Below are 19,168 nucleotides of genomic sequence, written 5' to 3' on the forward strand. Positions count from 1 at the left end.
GACTTGGTCGGATGCTTGCTGCGGACGTGCAGCTTGCCAGACCGCCCCGGCCTCTCAGTGGCGGACGCGTCGAACTCGCACGCCGCGTTCACATGCAGCCCGACGTCGTCCGCCGATCTGCGCCGTCCAGTGCCGGGCGGCCGGGCGGATGCGGCCCCGACGGTGATCGCGGCTGCATCCGCGGAACGGCGGTTCGCGCCTATGCCTGGTCGTGCTCCCACACCGTGCGCACCTCGACGGTGCCGTACCGCGAGCCGGGGCAGCGCGCCGCCCAGTCGATCGCGGTGTCCAGGTCCGGGACGTCGATCAGGTAGTAGCCGCCGGCGATCTCGCGGTCCTTCTCGGTCGGCCCGTCCGTCACGACGCGCTCGCCGTTGACGCGCACCTTCACGGTGACCGCGTTCGAGTTGTCCAGCGCGCGGCCGTCGAGCTTCACGCCCGACTCGGAGATGGTCTTCTCGAACGCCATGAACTCCTCGACGGTCGGACCGTCCGCCGGAAGCTCCTCGGTGGAGTCGGGCGACGCCGTGTTGATCAGCAGCAGGTACTTCATCCGCGCTCCCTCATGGTTCGGATCGGTTGCGCAGCTACCACGAAGACCCAGCCCGAATATGGACACCCCACCGAAAAACGTCCGCCAGAAGGTCCCGGTCGAGACGGCTCGGAGCGCGATCCTCAACTGCGACGAAGCTTGATGGACGCGAGCAACGCCCCCCACTCGGACGCACCGACCCGCAATCGCGGCCCCTCGGGCTCCTTGGAATCCCGGACGGCCACGTGAACTGACGAGGCGGCGACCTCCACACAGTCGCTCTCAGGATCGGTACCGCTGTGGCTACTCTTTCGCCAGGCCGTCATCCTCACCTCTGGCCAGTGCTTCGAACTCCGTCACCGCATGCTCGATCATGCTCCGAGTCTCGTCAAGGGAGAGCGTGACCAGCAGCAATTCGTCGAACAGCGCCTCGTACTTCGCGATCTCCTGATCTTCTTCCAGGTAAGTGACGCGCGTGAAGGAGTCGAGGACCGCCACGGTGAAGTCGCCCAGCTCGACGTCCAACAGGTCGAAGCCACCGTCCAGAGCCGGGTTCCGAAGTGCGGTGAACGGAACGATGCGGATCTGCACGTTCGGCCACTGCATCGCCTCCGCCAAGTGACGCAACTGCTGGGCCATCACCGCAGGACCACCGAAATGCTGACGGATCGCGGCCTCACCGACGATCATCTCCAGCTCCACGGGTTTGCCTCGATGAAGCGGCTCCTTGCGCGCCATCCGGTAGGCCACCCCGCGTTCGAGGGCTGCCGCGTCCTTGTTCCGTGGCGAGGCCAGGATCGCGCGCGCGTAATCGGGCGTTTGCAAGAGGCCATGGAACCGATCTGGGTGATACGTCCGTACCCGCGAGGAGTCGAGCAGGAGCATGGCGGCTTCCCGGGGCCGCCCCTCAGGGACGAGGTTGCGGTTGCGCCTGATCCATGCGCTTGAGCGGCCTCCCGAGGCGAGGCCGTCCATGGCGCGGATGAAGTCCGCGTCCGTGACCCCGTACTTGCCGAGCATGTACTCGACCATGGGACGACGCACGATGACGTGCGCGCTCTCCATGCGTTGCAGCGCTGACTTCGAGACTTTGAGCAGTACGCACGCCTCCTCCAAGGTCAGCCCGCGCTCCGTACGGACGCGGCGAAGTTGCGCACCGAGGCGGCGCATACGCAAGGTGGACGGCTGTCGCGCCATATACGCATGGTGACCGATCCACCACCGATGTAGAGCCGCTTCGCGCGAAAGCGGGAAATCCCGCTCCTGGAAAGTCCCTCGTCTCGGGTGACTCGTGGCCTGTGGTTCCCCTCCTTTCCAAACGTCTTGTGGCGGGCTGAGCTGGCGTTTCATGCTTGCGGCGGTCCTTACGGGAAGGAGTGTTCCGATGACGCCGCGTGAGAAGCGCTACGTCCTGCTGGTCGGACTTGCCTGGGAGTTGCGGAAGCTGTGCGTGGCGACCTCCGTTCTGCTGCCGGTCGCGGGAGAGGCCGTGCTCGCCGTCCACATCCCCGGACGCGCCGGGTTCACCGTGCTCGCCGCGCAGTCGGGGCCCCAGTGGCTGATCATGTGGGGCGTGAACGGGACGGCGTCCGCCGAGATGCTCGACCTCGCCGCCCGGGACATCGCGGCGGCGGTCCGGGGGCGCGCGGCATGATGCTCGTCGGCGTCCTCGACGTACCGGGCGTCGCGCGCTCAGCGCGGGCGGCCCGCGAATTCCTCACGCGGCTGGCCCGGCGGCTCGCCCTGATCAACGTCACCGACGACACGCTCGCCGACCTCGTCCTCTGCGTGGACGAGCTGGTCGCGAACGCGTGCGAGCACACCGCCTCCGGACGCGGCGGACGAGTCGTCATCTACGTCGAGACGGACGGCCGCACGGTACGCCTCACCGTGCGGGACGACGGCGGCGCTCTGACCGAGCCCCGCGTCCAGCCCGAGGCGTGCGGCGAAGGCGGTCGCGGCCTGTGGCTGGTCGAAGCGCTGTCCACAGCCTGGGGATCGCACGACACGTCCGTCTGGGCGGAGTTCCCCTGTTGTTCGAGAGTTGTCATGCCTCAAGCACAACACGTGAGCTCCTGACCCGCACCGAAGTCACCAACCTGTGGATAACTTCGGCGGCGGGCCAGGAAGCCCCAAGCCATCAGGCGAAGATGTCCTCCGCACGCTCAGCGACGACCGCGCGCTCCACCCACTCCAGCAACTGCTCGGGGTCCGCGCACGCAGCGATCCGCGTCTTCACATCACTGTCCACCGAAAGCCCGCGGTTCTGCAGGACGGCCAAGACCACTTTGGCAATGCCGTGAGCGTAACCCGCGTCCCAGTGGCGGCGTCCCCATTCGCTCCGCGGATACCACGTGCGCTTTCCCGTTCCAGTGGGCTCCTGTGACGCCAGTTCCGGTTCCACGGGATCAGGCGAAGATGTCTTCGGCACGGTCGACGATCGCGGCGCGCTCCACCCACTCCAGCAACTGCTTGGGGTCGGTGCACTTCCTGATCCGTGCTTCCACATGGGAGCCGACCGTGATGCGGCGCGCCTTGAAGACGGCGAAGACGGCTTCGGCCTCGCCCTCAAGCTTGCCTTCGAGCCTGCCTTCGCGCCTGCCTTCGGCCTTCCCCTCGCGCTTGCCTTTGACTTCGCCGTGGGCTTCGCCCTCGGTCCAGAGGCGGCGGCCCCAGTCGCTCTTGGGGCGGAAGGTGGGGCTTGCCATGAGCTCCTCCAGTATCTGCCGAGCCGACTTCGTGAGCTGCGACAATACGTAGTCATAGTACGCGACGGCCTTGCTGTCGTCTGTGACCTGGAGCGCTGCGGCGACGGCCTCCAGGGTCTTCGGGCCGTCGGGTCCGTCGGCGTGGGCGGCGGCGGACAGGAAGACCCATTCGGGCATCTCGCGGGCCTTGGCCAGGTCGGTGATCGGCTTCAGGTCGGCCGGGGTGTAGACCAGCGGCCCCAGGACGAAGCCGGGATGGCCGCAGTCGATCTTCTTGGCCACCTTCCGGGCGATCGTCTCGGTGGGGCAGAAGGCCAGCAGGGTGGCCGGGCAGTCGAAACGCGCCCGGAGGTTGGTGACGTAGCACGGCCAGGACTTGTCGATCCGGGCCAGATCCTTCCGCGAGGCGGTGAGTTGGACTTCGTGGATGAGGCAGCGCCGGGGGTTCTCCGCGTCCTCGCCGATCAGGGAGACGTCGAGCCTGGACTCGCGGGGGGCGAGGTTGGTGATGGTCTCCGGGCCGAGCCGCCAGGTCAGGTCGTCGGGGAAGTCGAGGCCGAACACCTCGACGGCGACCATGCGGGCGAAGTCGGGACGGTTGCGGATGAGCTCCAGCGGGATCTCATGTTCTTCCGAGAGGGACACACGCCGACACTATTGGTACACGAGTGATTACTTAGAGTGTTTCGAGATTTGCCTGAGAAAGCTCGAGGTCACCGACGACCTGGCGCACGGCTCATGGCCGTGAGGCGGCTCAGGTGTGTTCGGAGATCAGGGTGGCTCGGGTGGCGGGTACGAGGGCCTGGAAGGTGTGGGGGAGGTCGCCCGGGTAGGCGATGTAGTCGCCGGGGAACAGTTCGACCGGGTCGTCCAGGAGGCCGACGAGGGCGCGGCCGGTGCTGATGACGACGTGTTCGACCACGCCGGGCATGTGCGGGTCGGACGTGCGGGGCGGGCCGGGTTCGGCCGTGATCTGGTAGATGTCGCGGCGCGCGCCGGGCGGGCAGGCCGCGAGGACGGTCGCGCGGTAGTCGGCGCGGTCGGCGACCAGCGACGGGCCCTCGCCCGACCTGATCACCTGGACGCGCGGCACCGGCTGCGCGACGAGCTGGGCGAACGGGACGTCCAGCGCGACGGCGAGCGCCCACAGCGTCTCCACGCTGGGGTTCCCCGAGCCGGACTCCAGCTGGGACAGCGTGGACTTGGCGACCCCGGCGCGGCGCGCCACCTCGGTCAGCGACAGGCCGCCGCGGGCGCGCTCGCGGCGCAGCGCTGCGGCGATGAACTCCATGGGCGGACGGGCGGCCTGCTCGCTCATGGTGTTCATTCTAGAGAACACAGTTCGATTTGACGAACGCGGGGCGGATCGTTCATTTTGGACTACGTGCGTTCGATATGGAGAACAGTCGATCGGGACATCATGCTCGTGTGCGTGGCCGTGGGTGTGACCTCGGTGTCCTACGGCGCGATCTCGGTGGCGTCCGGGCTGCCGTTCTGGTTCCCCGTCCTGATGGGGACGCTCGTCCTGGCCGGGTCCTCGGAGTTCCTGTTCGTCGGGATCGTCGGGGCGGGCGGCTCGCCGATCGCGGCCGCGCTCGCCGGGCTGCTGGTCAACGCGCGGCACCTGCCGTACGGGCTCGCCTTGCCGGACGTCCTCGGCCACGGATGGCGGCGTTGGTTCGGCGTCCACCTCATGAACGACGAATCGGTCGTGTTCGCGCTCACCCGCAAGGACCCGACGCGCTCCTACTGGACGTGCGGCATCGGCGTCCTGCTGTGCTGGCCCGTGGGGGCGCTGCTCGGCGCGGGACTCGGGTCGGCCGTCAGCGATCCGAACGTGTTCGGGCTGGACGCGATGTTCCCGGCCGTGATCCTCGCCCTGATCCTGCCGTCGCTGAAGGACGCGCAGGTCCGCCGTCCGGCGCTGCTCGGAGCGGTCATCGCGCTCGCGTGCGTGCCGGTGCTGCCCTCCGGGCTCCCGCTGCTGGCGAGCCTCGCCGCGCTGGCCGCGCTACCGCTGCTCCGCGGTCGTCCGGCCGCCGGTCGCGACGCCGTGGCCGAGCCCGAGGCCCCTGTCGAGCGGGAGCGAGCATGATCCTCGGTGCGATGCTCGCGCTCGCTGTCGGGACCTACCTGCTCCGCCTGTCCGGGCCGATGCTGCGGACGCGGATCTCCTTCCCGGCGAGTGTCGAGAAGCTGCTCGACACGTCCGCGGTCGTCCTGCTGACCGCGCTGGTGGCGGTCACCGCGCTGACCGAGGGCAGCGGGCCGGCGGACGCGGCGCGTCCGCTGGGCGTGCTGGTCGGAGGCGTCCTGGCCTGGCGGAAGGCGCCGTTCATGGTCACCGTCCTCGCCGCCGCGGCCACGACGGCGCTGCTGCGCCTCCTTTGACGCGACGTGCCTCGGGACAAGCGTGAGGGGCACGGGTTTGTCGGGTGCCGCATTGCCGCAGGTGGCGCGGACGCTCAAGGATCGTCGCATGAGGCGTTTCGCGAATGTGGAGGAGTTCGCCGCGGCCAAGGGCGAGCATCTGGGATACAGCCCCTGGCGGACGGTCGAGCAGAAGCAGATCGACCTGTTCGCCGAGGCGACGGACGACCACCAGTGGATCCACGTCGATCCCGAGCGCGCCAAGGACGGCCCGTTCGGCACCACCATCGCGCACGGTTACCTCACGCTGTCGCTGGTCAGCGCGTTCATGCCGGAGATCTTCCACATCGACGGGCTGACGTCGGTCGTGAACGTCGGGCTGAACAAGGTGCGGTTCCCCGCGCCGGTGAGGGTCGGTTCGCGCATCCGCGGCGGCGCCGAGCTGGTCGACATCAAGAACTCCCCCGCTGGGAAGCTCTCCACCGTCCGGGTCAAGGTGGAGGTCGAGGGCGAGCGCCGCGCCGCCTGCGTCGCCGACACGCTCTCGCTCTACGTCTCGTGACCGCTCTCCGTCCGGGCGGGGCGGGCCGCTGCTAGCGTCGCCGGTGTGAGTGAACTGGACGGACTGCCGCGGCTGGAGTTCGCGTTCCCCGGGCCGCTGCGCGACGAGCTGGTAGCGGCGATCATGGACGGCGCGAAGACGAGCACTACCGGGCTGGTCGCCGCCTACGAGGCGCAGGACGAGCCGCTCCCCGAGCCGGGACGGCAAGGCGTGCTGGTCGACTCCGCCGAGCGGTCCGTCGCGGTGCTGGAGACGGTGTCCGTCGAGACCGTCCGGCTAGCGGACGTCAGTTGGGAACACGCCCGGGACGAGGGCGAGGGTCACCGATCGCTCGCCGAATGGCGCGCCGCGCACGAGGAGTTCTGGCACGGCGAGCAGATGCGCGCCCTGCTCGGCGACCCGGACTTCACCGTCGGCGACGACACCCTCGTGGTGGCCGAGCGGTTCCGGGTCGTCCGGAACCTCGCGGAGAACGGCCGGCTCGAACCCGCGCGGACGGCCGGCGAGCGCGCCACGCTCGCCGGTTTCCTCGACTGGCAGCGCGCGACGCTGGAGATGAAGTGCGCGGGGCTGGACGCCGAGCAGCTCCGGCGCAGGGAACTCGAGCCGTCCGACCTGTCGCTGCTCGGCCTCGTCCGGCATCTGGCCGAGGTCGAACGCAGCTGGTTCCGCGTCGTCTTCTCAGGTGAGGAGGCCGAAAGCATCTGGCCGCGCGTGGACGGCGAGATGGCCGACTTCCTCGTGGACGACGCCGACCCCGCCGAGGCGTTCGAGGCGTGGCGCGCCGAATGCCGCAAGGCTCGCGCGATCGTCGCGTCCCATGACCTGGGGGAGACCGTCCGCTGGCGGGACGAGACCTTCTCCCTCCGCTGGATCGTCACGCACATGATCGAGGAGTACGCGCGCCACAACGGCCACGCCGACCTGCTCCGCGAGCGCATCGACGGCGTCACCGGCGAATGACCGAACGACGAACCGGCCGAACGACCAACCGGCCGAACGACCGAACCGGTCGGACCGCCGAACCGGCCGGACGGCCGAAGGACCGAATCGGCGGTCCTCGACTCGTCCGGTCAGATGGGCTCTCTTCCCAGGGCGAAGTCGACCTCGACGATCGTCAGGCGCATGTCGCGGACGAGCGGCACCAGGTGGCTCCACGGCGCGAACCGGAACAGGCCGCGCCCGGCCGGGTAGGGCAGGCTGCGCACGGCGGCGATCCGCGGCGAGGCGGTGGCGATCTTCGGGTACTCGCCGGCGTTCATGGCCCAGTGCCACGCGGGAGCCGTGTAGTCCCCGCTCCGGACGCGTCCCTCCCGGCTGCGGCGGGCGAGGGCGCGCGGCATCGTGTCGAAGAGCATCCGGCCGCCGGGGAAGCGGTCCGCGCACGCGGCGATCAGGTCGCGGACCTCCGGCGGACGCAGGTACATCAGCAGGCCCTGCGCGGTGACCAGCACGGGGTCGCCGTCCGGCACCTCGTCCATCCAGGACAGGTCGAGCGCTGAACGGGCGACGCTGCGGCGGCGCGGCGGGTCGTCCGGTAGCAGCGCGCGCCGCACTTCGAGGGTTTCGGGCAGGTCGACGGTCAGCCAGCGGACGCGTCCGTCGTCCACCCGCCAGAACTGCGTCTCCAGGCCCTCGCCGAGCGCGACGACCGTCCCGCCGGGATGCTCGTCCACGAAGCGCCGCACCGCGTAGTCGAACGCGAGCACGCGCAGCGCCTGCCACTGCGCCAGCGACCCGTCACCGAACTTGGCGAACGGATAGTCGATGACATCGACCAGCTCGACCGCCTTGGGGTCGTGCAGTATCGCGTCCTCGCGGCGGGCCTCGGCCGCACGGTGGTACAGCGTCCACAGCAGAGTCTCGGGAACGCCTGTGAGCTGGACTTTCACCGGTCCACGGTAACGGCCCGTCCGTCGATCGCCGCGCGCAACACTTCGGCGTGCCCGTTGTGGCGCGCGTATTCCTCGATCATGTGGCAGAGGATCCAGCGCAGCGAGACCGCGCCGCGCCGGGGATGCCGTCCGGTCGCGTCGAGCGACGGGGCGGACGCGACGATCTCCCGGGCCAGCGCGCACTCGTCGTACCAGGCGTCGTAGGCGTCCTCGGGCGTCCCGGCGAAGCCGAAGTCGTCGCCGGGGAAGCGGGACCACCGCAGCGGGACGTCCTCACCTGCGAAGACGCGCCGGAACCAGGCCCGCTCGACCTCCGCCATGTGCCCGACGAGCCCGCCGAGGGTGAGCGCCGACGGCGGCACCGGCCGCGCTCCCATCTCCGCGTCGCTCAACCCCGCGCAGACCATCGCCAGCGCGTCCCGCTGAGCCTCCAGGACGGACACGAGCGTGCTCCGCTCGTCCCCGGCCCGCGCGCCCGTCTCGTCCACCTGACCACCCTATTCACAAGGTCTTGCCGGGCGTCCGGGGGAGCGCGACTCTGACATCGACGCGTGACTCGGCCGATCGAAACGGATCGACGCCGATCGAGGCGGATCGAAACGGATCGGCGCGCGTCGCGGCGGGGGGCGTGATGGACGTCTACGAGACGGCGTATCTGTGCGGCGGCGGGGAGCGCGTCGCGCTCGTCGCGCTGGTCAGGCTGGTGAAGGACGGCCGGGTCACGATCGCACCGGCACGGCATCGGGTCGCCGCCGTCCGCCCGGATCCCGGTCCGTCCGACGCGGCGGACGATCCCGTGGCGACGGCGGCCCTGGAGGCGCTTCCCTCGACGGGCGCCGCACTCGGCCGGGTCAGAAGCCGACTGGCCCGATCGGACGCGGTTTCGGACGTCCGGAAATCACTGGTGGAACAGCGTCTCTGGCGCGGGCGGTTCGCCACCCGGCGCGGACGGCGCGTGCGAGCGGACCTCGATCCCGACTCGGCACCCGGCTGGGTCGCGCTCCTCGGCACTCCCGGCATCGCCGACGAACGGCTCCGGAGGATCTTCGAAACGCCCGACCCGGATCTGAGCGGCGCGCGGTGGTTCCGGCGCCATCCCCTCGTGCGCGGGCGTCCCGACTATGACGGCCCGTCAGGAGTGCCGTTCGATCCCAGTTACGGCAGCGGATCCGATGCCGGCACGTGGGGCGGAGGCGCCGGGGGGCACGGCGGGGGCGGGAGCTGGTGACGGCTGTCGCCCGTCAGGGGAGGATGCCCGCCAGGAAGTCGGCGGTGGCCTGGCGCAGCTCGTCGAGGGACGGAATGTCGCCCGCGCCGGCGAGGGCGTCGAACAGGACGCCTTCGTGGAACGCGACGAGCTGGCGGGCGTGCCGGACGGGTTCGGGCGAACCCGCGGCGGCGACGAGCGCGACGAGCGGTTCGCGGAAGCGGCGGCCCGCGCGGTCGTAGATCTCGCGGAGTTCCGGGCGGCGGTTCGCCTCCAGGGCGAGTTCGTAGCGGGCGAGCGCGCGGCGGCGGGCGCTGGTGAGCTGGACGTGCAGCGCGTGCGCGACGATCCCGGCGAGCTGGTCGCGGGTCAGCTCCGGCGGGATCGGCAGGTCGGCGAGCAGTGCCGAGTCGTCCAGTTCGGTGAGCCGGGTGAGGGCGAGTTCGAGCAGCGCGAGGCGGGTCCGGGCGATGTTGGAGGTCGAGCCGGGGGCGAGGCCCGCCGCCTCGTCCACGGCGCGGTGGGTGAGGCCGCGCAGGCCCCGGTCGACCAGCAGGGCGATGGCGGCGTCGCCCACCAGCTCGGCGCGTGAGGTCATGCGCATCACACTACCGCTGTAGTGAAGTGCGAGCTACAGTGCTGGTGCAGCGAACTACAGGCGTAGTGAACGGAGCGCGGGCATGACGGACCGTACGGCGATCGTGGTGGGCGGCGGCATCGGCGGGCTGACCGCGGCGGCGGCGCTCAAGGGCAAGGGATGGCGGGTCACCCTCCTGGAGCGCGCGCGGTCGCTGGACCCGGTCGGCGCGGGCCTCGCGCTCGGCCCGAACGCGCTGCGCGCCCTGGACACGCTCGGGCTCGGCGATCCCGTGCGCGAGCTGGCGGCGTTCCAGGGGGACGGCGGCATCCGGCGGGCGAGCGGCACCTGGCTCAGCCGGACGAGCGCGGAGGCCGCGACCGCGCGGTACGGCGATCCGACCGTCCTGCTGATGCGCGCCGCGCTGGTCGATCTGCTCGTGGAACGGCTGGACGATGACGAGAAGCTGCTTGGCACGACGGTGACCGGTGTCGATCCGGACCACGGGATCGTCCGGACGGACGACGGGGAGGAGCACGAAGCCGACCTGATCGTCGCGGCGGACGGCATCCACTCGCCCCTCCGCAGGACCCTGTTTCCGGACCATCCGGAACCCCGCTACGCAGGCGTGACGGCCTGGCGTTTCGTCGTGGATGCCGAGGTCGCTCCCGCGCCGTCCGAAACGTGGGGACGCGGGCTGGTCTTCGGTGTCATGCCGCTCGCCGGGAACCGCGTCTACTGCTACGCGACGGCCGTCGCACCGGCGGGCGCGTCCGCGCCGGACGGCGAGAAGGCCGAGCTCACCAGGCTCTTCGGCTCCTGGCACGCGCCGATCCCGGAGCTGGTCGGGAAGGCCGGGCCGATCCTGCGCAACGACGTCCGCTACCTGGACGAGCCGCTCCCGGCGATGCACCGCGGCAAGGTCGCGCTGCTCGGCGACGCCGCGCATCCGATGACGCCGAACCTCGGGCAGGGGGCGTGCCAGGCCGTCGAGGACGGGATCGTGCTTGCGCACGAGATGACGGGCGGCGGCGGGCTGCCCGCCTACACGCGGGCGCGGCTGCCGAGGACGTCCGCGATCGTGAAGCGGTCGGCGGGCATCGCGCGGCTGACGAGGCTGAGCAACCCGGTCGCCGTCGCCGGACGGGACGCCGCGATCCGCGCGATGGGGCTGCTCGGCCCGACCGCGCTGCTGCGGCAGGCCGACTCGGTCTTCACCTGGACGCCGCCCGCCGCCCCCGGCCCCGCCGGCCCGACCGGTCCCGCCGGCACGACCGGTCCCGCCGACCCGGCCGGTCCCGCCGGCACCGCCGCCACCGGGTGAGACGACCGTCACGCCGGGCTCCTCCTTGACCTCAACAATCCTTGAGGTTCCAGAGTGGGACGCGTCGCCCCGACCGGCGGGGCGCGCGACCCCCTGGAGCACGCAGAGATGGACGAGACCCCGAGCCCCCCGCAGCGGTCGCCGCAGCCACCGCTGCGGCTCGCAGTGATCATCGGCAGCACCCGGAAGGGCCGGTTCGGCCCCACGATCGCGGACTGGTTCACCGCCGTCGCCCGCTCCCGTCCCGACCTGGAGACCGAGGTCATCGACCTCGCCGAGACCCGCCCGTCCGCCACCGAGGTGCTCGACCGGGCGGACGCCTTCGTGGTCGTGACGCCGGAGTACAACCACAGCTTCCCCGGCGGGCTGAAGGACTTCATCGACGCGCACCTCGCGCAGTGGGCGGCCAAGCCCGTCGCGTTCGTCTCCTACGGCGGGATGTCGGGCGGGCTGCGCGCGGTCGAGCACCTGCGCCAGGTGTTCGCCGAACTGCACGCGACGACCGTCCGGAACGTGGTCAGCGTCCACAACCCGTGGACGACGTTCGACGCCGGATGCCCGGACCGGCGCGCCGCCGCGCACCAGATGCTCGACCAGCTCGGCTGGTGGGCGCGCGCGCTGCGCGACGCCCGCGCCGCCCGTCCCTACGCGGAGGTCTGACGATGGCCGCCACACTCGCCCACGACGGCGCGGCGGCGCCCGCGCGCACGCTGAGGCCGATGACGATCGCGCTGGTCCTGGTGCTCGGCGGGATCATGGTCTCGCTCGACACGACGGTCGTGAACGTCGCGATCAACCACCTGTCGGAGACGTTCGACGCGTCGCTCGCCACGATCCAGTGGATCGCCACCGGGTACTCGCTCGCGCTCGGCGCGATGGTGCCGACGGCGGCCTGGGCGGTCGGCCGGTTCGGCGCGAAGCGGCTGTACCTGGCGGCCGTCGCGGCGTTCGCGCTCGGCTCGGTGCTCGCCGGGCTGGCCTGGGACGTTCCGTCGATGATCGCGTTCCGGGTGGTGCAGGGCCTGGCCGGCGGGCTGGTGATGCCCGCCGGGATGACGATCCTGATCCGCGCCGCGAAGCCGGAGGAGCTCGGCAAGCTCATGGGCACCAACGGGCTGGCGATCCTGGTGGGGCCGCTCGCCGGTCCCGCGCTCGGTGGATGGCTGATCGACCAGGTGTCCTGGCGCTGGATGTTCTTCATCAACCTGCCGGTCGGCCTGGCGATCCTGCTGCTCGCCGGACGGCTCTTCCCCGCCGACGCGCCCGCCGCCCGCCGCGCGCTGGACGTGCCCGGACTGCTGCTGCTCTCCCCCGGCCTCGCCGCGCTGATCTACGGCGTGACCCGGTTCGGGGACGGCGCGGGCGGCGCGACGCCGCTCGCCTGGATCGCGGCCGGGCTCGCGCTGGCCGCCGCGTTCACCGTCCGGGCCCGGTTCGCCGCGCATCCGCTGATCGACCTGCGGCTTTTCCGGACCCGTTCGTTCTCCGCCGCGACCGCCACGCTGACGGTGTTCAGCGCCGGGTACTTCGGCACGATGATCCTCGCTCCGCTGTACTTCCAGCTCGTGCGCGGCGAGTCCGCGACCGTCGCCGGGCTGCTGGCGATGCCGGGGGCGTTCGCGTCCGGGGTGGCGATGCAGATCGTCGGGCGGCTCGTGGACCGGATCGGCGCGGGACGGATCGTGCCGGTGTCGATCGCGGTCGCCGCGTCCGGGTTCGTGCTGCTGGCCGTCCAGCTCACCGCGGACGCCTCGTACTGGGGCCTCGCGGCGGCGACGATGCTGATCGGCGCGGGCGGCGGCGCGACGATCATGCCGTCGATGACGGCCGCGACCAAGGGCGTCTCGCACGACCAGGCGCCGGCCGCGAGCACCACCGTCAACCTCATCACGACCACGATGTCAGCGGTCGGGACGGCATCGGCGTCCGCGCTGCTGTCCGCCCGCTTGCCGGACGGCGGCATCCAGGCCGTCCACCGGCTGGCCGGGACCGCGCGCGAGGCCGCCGCGCCGACCCTCGCGCACGCCTTCCAGCTCACCTACCTGCTGCCGCTGTCGCTGGTCGCGGCCGCCGTGGTCCCCGCCCTGCTGATCCACTCGAAGAGCCCGAAGACCTCGAAGAACTCGAAGGAGTCGTCATGAAGGTCCGCGTCGAGATGACCCTCGATGTCGCGTGCGCCTGGTCCGCGCTGGCGCACGCCCGGCTGGAGAACGCGCTGGAGCGCTTCCGCGCCGAGGGCGGCGAGGCCGAGGTCGCCTACCGGCCGTTCCAGGTCGTCCCGGACGCGCCGGTCGAGGGCGAGCCGCTCAGCGAGGTGCACCGCCGCGCGTTCGGCCCGGACGCCGAGCGGAACACCGCCCGGATGGCCGCGCTCGCCGCCCGCGACGGGTTCACGATGCGCTTCGACCGCGCGGTGTTCGCCAACACCCTCGGCGCGCACCGGCTGATCGCGGCGGCGGCCGGGCAGGGCAAGGGCGAGGAGGCGGCCGGACGGCTCTTCCGCGCCTACTTCTCCGACGGCCTCAACGTCGCCGACCGCGACGTGCTGAGCCGGTCGGCCGCCGAGCTCGGCGTCCGCTGGGATCCGGACGGGGACGCGGACGAGGTGCGGGCCGCGATCGCCCGGGTGCGCGCGGAGGGGGTGACCAGCGTGCCGCGCTTCGTGATCGGTGAGCGGACGCTACCGCCGGGCGCGCCGTCCACCGACGACCTGCTGACCGCGCTGCGCGCCGCCGCCGACCGCGCCGCGATGGTCTGACCGGAGCGCGCCGCTCGACGGGACGCGCCGCGCCGCCCCCGCCCGTCCGGCAGGGGGCGGCGGTGCGCCGGTCAGGCGGGCGGGATGTTGTGGTTCAGGCGGAACAGGTTGGACGGGTCGTACTCGCGCTTCAGCGCGACGAGCCGCTGGTAGGCGTCCGGTTCGTACGCGGCCCGGACGTTCTCGACCGTCGCGTTCGTCCCGTACAGGAAGGTGAGCGCGTGCCCCAGCTTCCAGGGGGCGACGACGGCGTCGAGGCGGTCGTGGAACTCCCGCACGCCGTCCGCCGTCGCGCCGCCGGCGAGCGGGGACAGGAACGCGACGAAGTAGGCGGCGTCGCGGTGCCCCACGGCGCTCGGGACCGCGGGCGCCTTGGCCATCGCGCCGCCGAGGTGCCGGATCTCCATGATGCGCGGCGCGTCCGAGCCGCCCGGCCCGGTCAGGCGGAGCAGGGCGTCCACGGCGTGCTGCGGCAGCTCGCCGACCAGGGCGTGCGTGGTGTGGTAGCCCATCGGGACGTCCGGTTCGTTGTGGATCGAGCCGATCTCCGAGTAGGGCATCTCCCGGACGTTGTCGACCAGCCTCGGCGCAACCCCGCGCAGCGGCGCGACGAGCCGCTCGCCCGCGTCCGCGTCACCCAGGTAGGCGATCCGGACATGGGCGACATGGCGTCCGCGCAGCGGCGCCGGCACCGTCGGAAGGTCGGGTAGCGGGACGAGAGCGACCGACGAGTTCATCTCGTCGGGGACGCTCGCCGACCACTCGCGGTAGGTCGCGAGGACGGCCGGGACGTGCTCGGCGTCGAAGTACAGGCCGCCGCCGTACAGCCGCTTTAGGGGGAAGAGGTCGAACTCGACGGCGGTCACGACGCCGAAGTTGGCGCGTCCGCCGCGCAGCGCCCAGAACAGGTCGGGATCCGAGCCGGCGGTGACGCGCCGCTCCGCGCCGTCCGCGGTGACGACCTCGATCGCGCGGACGTGGTCGGAGGCGTGCCCAGCGGTCCGGCCGAGGATCGAGATCCCCCCGCCGAGCAGGTAGGACACCACGCCGACGGACGGCGCGGATCCGTTCGCCCCGGCGAGCCCGTGCGGCGCGGCCTCCCGGACGACGTCCCGCCACCGCGCGCCCGCCTCGGCCCGGGCCGTCCGGGAGCCCGGATCCACGGTGACGCCGGTCAGGCCGCTCACGTCGATCAGCAGGCCGCCGTCCGCCGGGACCGGCGTTCCGTGGCCGGTGTTCTGCACCGCGACCGGAAGCCCGCGCCCGGCCGCGTCCCGGGTGGCCGCGTATCGGACGGCCGCAGCCACATCGGACGCCGAGGACGCCACCGCGACCAGCTCCGGACGGTGCCACCCCGCGAGCTGGAATCCGCCGCGCGCGTCGTCGTAACCCTCGTCCGCGCTGGTCAGCACGGTGCCGTGAAAGTTCGGAATGGTCATCGAAGTCCCCTCTCGCTCCCTCACCTCCACCCTGCTCGCCGCAGCTCCAGAAGTCCAAGACATAGATTTTCTATGAGCCAGAAGGATCGATTATGGACAGCGGCGTGAGCACCCGGTTGCGCACGTGCTCGAAGATCACCGAGGTCCGGAACCCGGCGATCTCCGGCCGCTTGCTCAGCCGGTCGAGCAGCATCGCGTGCAGGTCCTCCAGGTCCCGGACGGCGACGTGCAGCACGATGTCGTCGCCGCCCGCGACCGTGAACACGCCGATCACCTCGGGCAGCGTGCTGACGTAGCCGATCGCCGCGTCGATCACCGCGCGGCTCAGCGGCCGGATCTGCAACGCCACCAGGGCCTGCACGCCGCGGTCGAGCGCCTTGAGGTCGATGTCGGCGTGGTAGCCGCGGATCACGCCGCGCCGGGTCAGGGCGCGCACCCGCTCCAGGCAGGTGGACGGCGCGACGCCGATCATCCGGGCGAGCTCCCGGTTCGAGATCCGAGCGTTCGCCTGGAGAATCCGCACGATCTCCGAATCAAGTTCATCCATGGCCGCGATTCTGGCCGATTTCCGGACGAACGTTCGGCGGTCTCCCCGTTCCGGCGTGCGACTGCCTACCTTCGGGGGCGACATCCCGGACATCTGAAGGAGTGTTCGTTGACCGCTGTCCAGGAGACGCCGGCCGTCCCCGCGCCCGAACCCGCGCGCGGACGGCTCGGGGTCGGCACCGGCACCGCGCTGCTGACCGGCGCCGTGCTCGGTCCCGGCGTCCTCGCCCTGCCGCACCTCGCCGCCGCCGCGGCCGGGCCCAGCGCGATCATCGCGTGGGCCGCGCTGCTCGCGCTGAGCGCGCCCGTCGCGCTGACCTTCGCGTCGCTCGGCGTGCGGCATCCCGACGCGGGCGGCGTCGCGTCGTTCGCGCGGCGCGCGTTCGGCCCGCGCACGGCGGTCGCGGTCGGCTGGTGGTTCTTCGGCGTGGTCCCGGTCGGGACGCTGGCCGGGGCGATGATCGGCGGGGACTACGTCGCGTCGGCCGCCGGGCTGGGCCGTCCGGGCGCGGCGGCGGTCGCGCTCGCGCTGCTCGCCGCCGCGTTCGCGAGCAACCACGGCGGGCTGCGGCTCTCCGGCCGCGTGCAGCTCGCGCTGGTCGCGGGCCTCGCCGTGCTGCTGGTCGTCGCGATCGCCACCGCGATCCCGCATCTGCGCGCGGACGCGTTCACGCCGTTCGCCCCGCACGGCGCGCTCGGCGTCGCGCAGGCGGCGGGCGTGCTGTTCTTCGCCTTCGCGGGCTGGGAGGCCGCGAGCCACCTCTCCGCCGACTTCGCCTCCGGCGCGAGCACGGACAGCGGAAGCGGGACGTTGTTGCGGCGAGCCACTGTCGCGACGCTCGCGCTGGTCGGCGTCCTCTACCTCGGGCTCGCGATCACCGTGACGGGCGCGCTGGGGACACGGGCGGAGACGTCACCGGTGCCGCTGACGCTGCTCCTCCGGGACGGCATCGGGCCGGCGGCCGGGCCGCTGACGGCGGTCGCGGCCATCGCGCTCAGCTTCGTCGCGATGAACACCTACATCGCGGGCGGGGCGCGGCTCGGCGCGGCGCTCGCACGGGACGGCGCGCTGCCCCGCGTCCTCGCGCGCGGAGCGGACGCCGGCCAGGTCCCGCACCGGAGCCTCGTGGTCCTCGAAGTGATCTCCGGGGCGGTCGCCGCCGCCGTCCTGCCGCTCGGCCTCGGGCTGGATCCGCTGATGCGGGTGACCTCGGCGTGCCTGGCGGCGGTGACCCTGGTCGGCGTCGCCGCCGCCGTCCGGCTGCTGCCGCGCGGACGGTCCCGCGCGCTGGCGCTGACGGCGACCGTGTTCGTGGCCGCCGTCGCGCTGTCCTGCGGCTTCTACCTGGCGGTCCCGGCGGCCGTGGCGCTCGCCGTGGCCGCCTCGGTCAGACCGTCAGGACCGTCCTGAACCGGGCCTTGCCCATGGTCTGGAAGGCGTCCTCGGCGTCGGCGAGCGGACGGGTCTCGACCATCGGCCGGACGCCGGTCAGCACGGCGAACTCCATCGCGTCCTCGGCGTCGGCGGCGTGGCCGCTGTACCAGCCGGTGACCTCGCGCCGCCCGAACATCAGCAGGTCGCCGGGGACGGGGATCGGGTCGTGGTCGTTGGCGATCACGACCATCCGGCCGTTGGGCGTGAGCCCGGTGGCGATGTCGGCCTGCAGCGGAGCGGAGCCGACCGTGGCGAGGACGACCCGCGCGCCGCCGAGCTTCTGGAGTTCGGCGCCCGCGCTGGACGCCGAGCTGTCGATGTACTCGTCCGCGCCGAGCTCCCGCGCGATCTCCTCCTTGGCGCGCCCGCGGTTCACGGCGACGACCCGGAACCCCATCCTGTCCGCGTACTGGACGGCCAGGTGACCGAGCCCGCCGATGCCCTGGACGGCGACGGTGTCGCCGGGCCGCGCGCCGCTGTGCCGCAGCGCGTTGAAGGTGGTGAGGCCCGCGCACATCAGCGGCGCGGCCTCCTCGAACGCCAGCGCGTCCGGGACGGCGGCGAGCGCGGCCTGCGGCGCGACCAGGTACTCGGCGTACCCGCCGTCGTAGGTCGCGCCGACGATCTGCCGCTCGGCGCAGTTCACGAAGTCGCCCCGGCGGCAGGCGCGGCAGGTGAAGCAGTGCCCGCCGTGCCAGCCGACGCCGACCCGGTCGCCGGGACGCCAGGCGGTGACGCCGTCGCCGACCGCGTCCACGACGCCCGCGACCTCGTGGCCGGGCGTGCGGGGGAGGCCGAGGCCGAGCGCGTCGAAGCGGGCGACCGCGTCGCCGCCGCACACGCCGCACGCGTGCACCCTCACCCGGACCTGCCCGCGTCCCGGCTCGGGGACGGGCAGGACCGCGGCCTCGAACGGCTTGCCGGCGGCGACGGCCCGGACGGCCCGCATGGTGCTGCTCATGAGTCCTCCTTCGAGGGGTTTTCCTGCCGGGTATCAGCGATACCTGTTTGCTGCTTCCGACGTTACCATACATCGATAACAGTGATTTGTTAACATCGATACATGCCGGAACGATCGCCCGCCCGGGAACGCATCCTCGCCGCCGCCGCCGAGCTGCTGGCCGAGCGCGGCCGCGACGCGGTCACCACGCGCGCCGTCAGCGCCGCCGCCGGGGTCCAGCCGCCCGCCATCTACCGCCTCTTCGGGGACATGCGCGGCCTGCTGGAGGCCGTCGCCGCGGACGGTTTCGCCCGCTACCTGGCGATCAAGAACTCCCAACCCCACGCCGACGACCCGGTGGACGACCTGCGCACCGGCTGGGACCTGCACATCGGCTTCGGCCTGGAGAACCCGGCGCAGTACCGGCTGATGAGCGAGTACCTCGGCGCGGGCTCGGACCATCCGGCGGCCAAGGAGACGCGGGACATCCTGCGCGGCCTGGTGGAGCGGGTCGCGGCGGCCGGACGGCTCTCCGTCGGCGTGGAGCAGGCGTCCGAGATGATCCTCGCGACCGGGCTCGGCGTGACGCTGACGCTGCTCGACCAGGCGCCCGAGCGGCGCGACCTCGGCCTGTCCGAGCGCACCCGCGAGGCGATCATCGCGTCGGTCACCACGGACCCGGCGGGGGCCGACGACGACCGCGAACCGGCGCGGCGGGCCGTCGCGCTGCGCGCCGTGCTGGACGAGTCGTCCGCCCGGTTCACGCCGGGCGAGCGGCTGCTGCTGGACGAGCTGCTCGACCGCCTGTCCCGCCCGTGACCGCCGGCGCGGACGCCCCCGTTCGTCCGGATGGGCTCCGTCACACCGGCCGCAAA

At 72.3% G+C, this 19,168-nt stretch carries 25 protein-coding genes; 13 read left to right on the plus strand and 12 right to left on the minus strand.

The window, feature by feature from the left end:
• Window positions 1-199 precede the first annotated feature (199 nt).
• From ACFPCY_RS15005 to ACFPCY_RS15015, 3 genes are all read right to left on the minus strand, one after another.
• Window positions 200-553: a YciI family protein gene (locus tag ACFPCY_RS15005; protein ID WP_378255470.1), complete on the minus strand. Its 354-nt coding sequence runs from the start codon at window positions 551-553 to the stop codon at window positions 200-202.
• 122 nt (window positions 554-675) lie between these two features.
• Window positions 676-858 (minus strand): DUF397 domain-containing protein, encoded by a 183-nt coding sequence (locus ACFPCY_RS15010; RefSeq protein WP_378255472.1) that lies wholly within the window; start codon window positions 856-858, stop codon window positions 676-678.
• The gene (locus ACFPCY_RS15015) at window positions 836-1,729 is read right to left on the minus strand and encodes a helix-turn-helix domain-containing protein (RefSeq protein WP_378255474.1); all 894 of its coding nucleotides are present in this window, start codon (window positions 1,727-1,729) and stop codon (window positions 836-838) included. Before ACFPCY_RS15015 ends, ACFPCY_RS15010 begins: the two co-directional genes overlap by 23 nt.
• Before the next feature lie 187 nt (window positions 1,730-1,916).
• Here ACFPCY_RS15015 and ACFPCY_RS15020 point away from each other — a divergent pair, with 187 nt between their 5' ends.
• Window positions 1,917-2,186 (plus strand): hypothetical protein, encoded by a 270-nt coding sequence (locus ACFPCY_RS15020; protein WP_378255475.1) that lies wholly within the window; start codon window positions 1,917-1,919, stop codon window positions 2,184-2,186.
• Window positions 2,183-2,611, plus strand: a complete 429-nt coding sequence (locus tag ACFPCY_RS15025) for an ATP-binding protein (protein ID WP_378255477.1) — start codon at window positions 2,183-2,185, stop codon at window positions 2,609-2,611. The genes ACFPCY_RS15020 and ACFPCY_RS15025 overlap by 4 nt, the downstream gene beginning before the upstream one ends.
• Window positions 2,612-2,672: 61 nt before the next feature.
• Here ACFPCY_RS15025 and ACFPCY_RS15030 read toward each other — a convergent pair whose 3' ends face one another.
• From ACFPCY_RS15030 to ACFPCY_RS15040, 3 genes are all read right to left on the minus strand, one after another.
• On the minus strand, window positions 2,673-2,936 hold the full coding sequence (locus ACFPCY_RS15030; protein ID WP_378255479.1) for a hypothetical protein: 264 nt from the start codon (window positions 2,934-2,936) through the stop codon (window positions 2,673-2,675).
• A gap of 4 nt (window positions 2,937-2,940) precedes the next feature.
• Window positions 2,941-3,885, minus strand: coding sequence for a hypothetical protein (locus tag ACFPCY_RS15035; RefSeq protein WP_378255480.1), 945 nt, complete (start codon window positions 3,883-3,885; stop codon window positions 2,941-2,943).
• 109 nt (window positions 3,886-3,994) lie between these two features.
• Window positions 3,995-4,558: a helix-turn-helix domain-containing protein gene (locus ACFPCY_RS15040; protein ID WP_378255482.1), complete on the minus strand. Its 564-nt coding sequence runs from the start codon at window positions 4,556-4,558 to the stop codon at window positions 3,995-3,997.
• A 114-nt stretch (window positions 4,559-4,672) separates the two neighbouring features.
• Between ACFPCY_RS15040 and ACFPCY_RS15045 the strand changes: the two genes are divergently transcribed.
• The 4 genes from ACFPCY_RS15045 to ACFPCY_RS15060 all read left to right on the plus strand — a co-directional run bounded on the left by ACFPCY_RS15045 (window position 4,673) and on the right by ACFPCY_RS15060 (window position 7,135).
• Entirely contained in the window at window positions 4,673-5,335 is a 663-nt protein-coding gene (locus ACFPCY_RS15045) for an AzlC family ABC transporter permease (RefSeq protein ID WP_378255484.1), read from the plus strand.
• Window positions 5,332-5,631 (plus strand): AzlD domain-containing protein, encoded by a 300-nt coding sequence (locus tag ACFPCY_RS15050; protein ID WP_378255486.1) that lies wholly within the window; start codon window positions 5,332-5,334, stop codon window positions 5,629-5,631. Before ACFPCY_RS15045 ends, ACFPCY_RS15050 begins: the two co-directional genes overlap by 4 nt.
• A gap of 88 nt (window positions 5,632-5,719) precedes the next feature.
• Window positions 5,720-6,172, plus strand: coding sequence for a MaoC family dehydratase (locus ACFPCY_RS15055; protein ID WP_378255488.1), 453 nt, complete (start codon window positions 5,720-5,722; stop codon window positions 6,170-6,172).
• A 45-nt stretch (window positions 6,173-6,217) separates the two neighbouring features.
• Window positions 6,218-7,135 carry a mycothiol transferase gene (locus ACFPCY_RS15060; protein ID WP_378255490.1) on the plus strand — a complete coding sequence of 306 codons (918 nt, stop codon included), beginning with the start codon at window positions 6,218-6,220 and terminating at the stop codon, window positions 7,133-7,135.
• 110 nt (window positions 7,136-7,245) lie between these two features.
• Here ACFPCY_RS15060 and ACFPCY_RS15065 read toward each other — a convergent pair whose 3' ends face one another.
• Both ACFPCY_RS15065 and ACFPCY_RS15070 read right to left on the minus strand, forming a co-directional pair.
• Window positions 7,246-8,064 carry a class I SAM-dependent methyltransferase gene (locus ACFPCY_RS15065; RefSeq protein WP_378255491.1) on the minus strand — a complete coding sequence of 273 codons (819 nt, stop codon included), beginning with the start codon at window positions 8,062-8,064 and terminating at the stop codon, window positions 7,246-7,248.
• Window positions 8,061-8,555, minus strand: a complete 495-nt coding sequence (locus ACFPCY_RS15070; RefSeq protein ID WP_378255493.1) for a DinB family protein — start codon at window positions 8,553-8,555, stop codon at window positions 8,061-8,063. The genes ACFPCY_RS15065 and ACFPCY_RS15070 overlap by 4 nt, the downstream gene beginning before the upstream one ends.
• 23 nt (window positions 8,556-8,578) lie before the next feature.
• Here ACFPCY_RS15070 and ACFPCY_RS15075 point away from each other — a divergent pair, with 23 nt between their 5' ends.
• Complete coding sequence (locus ACFPCY_RS15075; RefSeq protein WP_378255495.1) at window positions 8,579-9,295, plus strand: TIGR04222 domain-containing membrane protein; 717 nt, start codon at window positions 8,579-8,581, stop codon at window positions 9,293-9,295.
• 13 nt (window positions 9,296-9,308) lie between these two features.
• Here the strand turns inward: ACFPCY_RS15075 and ACFPCY_RS15080 are convergent, their stop codons facing one another.
• Window positions 9,309-9,872: a TetR/AcrR family transcriptional regulator gene (locus tag ACFPCY_RS15080; RefSeq protein ID WP_378255497.1), complete on the minus strand. Its 564-nt coding sequence runs from the start codon at window positions 9,870-9,872 to the stop codon at window positions 9,309-9,311.
• A gap of 82 nt (window positions 9,873-9,954) precedes the next feature.
• Between ACFPCY_RS15080 and ACFPCY_RS15085 the strand changes: the two genes are divergently transcribed.
• Genes ACFPCY_RS15085 through ACFPCY_RS15100 form a run of 4 tightly spaced genes read left to right on the plus strand, consistent with a single transcriptional unit; the run spans window position 9,955 to window position 13,933 of the window.
• Window positions 9,955-11,175 carry an FAD-dependent monooxygenase gene (locus ACFPCY_RS15085; protein WP_378255499.1) on the plus strand — a complete coding sequence of 407 codons (1,221 nt, stop codon included), beginning with the start codon at window positions 9,955-9,957 and terminating at the stop codon, window positions 11,173-11,175.
• A gap of 54 nt (window positions 11,176-11,229) precedes the next feature.
• Complete coding sequence (locus tag ACFPCY_RS15090) at window positions 11,230-11,835, plus strand: NADPH-dependent FMN reductase (protein WP_378255501.1); 606 nt, start codon at window positions 11,230-11,232, stop codon at window positions 11,833-11,835.
• Window positions 11,836-11,837: 2 nt separating this feature from the next.
• Entirely contained in the window at window positions 11,838-13,316 is a 1,479-nt protein-coding gene (locus tag ACFPCY_RS15095; RefSeq protein ID WP_378255502.1) for an MDR family MFS transporter, read from the plus strand.
• Window positions 13,313-13,933 carry a DsbA family oxidoreductase gene (locus ACFPCY_RS15100; RefSeq protein WP_378255504.1) on the plus strand — a complete coding sequence of 207 codons (621 nt, stop codon included), beginning with the start codon at window positions 13,313-13,315 and terminating at the stop codon, window positions 13,931-13,933. The genes ACFPCY_RS15095 and ACFPCY_RS15100 overlap by 4 nt, the downstream gene beginning before the upstream one ends.
• Before the next feature lie 71 nt (window positions 13,934-14,004).
• Here the strand turns inward: ACFPCY_RS15100 and ACFPCY_RS15105 are convergent, their stop codons facing one another.
• Both ACFPCY_RS15105 and ACFPCY_RS15110 read right to left on the minus strand, forming a co-directional pair.
• Entirely contained in the window at window positions 14,005-15,372 is a 1,368-nt protein-coding gene (locus tag ACFPCY_RS15105) for an FAD-binding oxidoreductase (protein ID WP_378255506.1), read from the minus strand.
• Between the two features lie 70 nt (window positions 15,373-15,442).
• Window positions 15,443-15,919: an Lrp/AsnC family transcriptional regulator gene (locus ACFPCY_RS15110; RefSeq protein WP_378255508.1), complete on the minus strand. Its 477-nt coding sequence runs from the start codon at window positions 15,917-15,919 to the stop codon at window positions 15,443-15,445.
• A 108-nt stretch (window positions 15,920-16,027) separates the two neighbouring features.
• Between ACFPCY_RS15110 and ACFPCY_RS15115 the strand changes: the two genes are divergently transcribed.
• Complete coding sequence (locus tag ACFPCY_RS15115) at window positions 16,028-17,329, plus strand: APC family permease (protein WP_378255510.1); 1,302 nt, start codon at window positions 16,028-16,030, stop codon at window positions 17,327-17,329.
• Here ACFPCY_RS15115 and ACFPCY_RS15120 read toward each other — a convergent pair.
• Window positions 17,307-18,314, minus strand: a complete 1,008-nt coding sequence (locus ACFPCY_RS15120) for an alcohol dehydrogenase catalytic domain-containing protein (protein ID WP_378255512.1) — start codon at window positions 18,312-18,314, stop codon at window positions 17,307-17,309. The genes ACFPCY_RS15115 and ACFPCY_RS15120 overlap by 23 nt on opposite strands.
• Before the next feature lie 102 nt (window positions 18,315-18,416).
• On the opposite strand from ACFPCY_RS15120, the gene ACFPCY_RS15125 reads away from it, so the two are divergent.
• Window positions 18,417-19,112, plus strand: a complete 696-nt coding sequence (locus tag ACFPCY_RS15125; protein WP_378255513.1) for a TetR/AcrR family transcriptional regulator — start codon at window positions 18,417-18,419, stop codon at window positions 19,110-19,112.
• The last annotated feature ends 56 nt before the right edge of the window (window positions 19,113-19,168 follow it).

Origin of the sequence: Actinomadura gamaensis (genome assembly GCF_042652125.1) — a bacterium.
GTDB classification, from domain to species: Bacteria; Actinomycetota; Actinomycetes; order Streptosporangiales; family Streptosporangiaceae; genus Spirillospora; species Spirillospora gamaensis.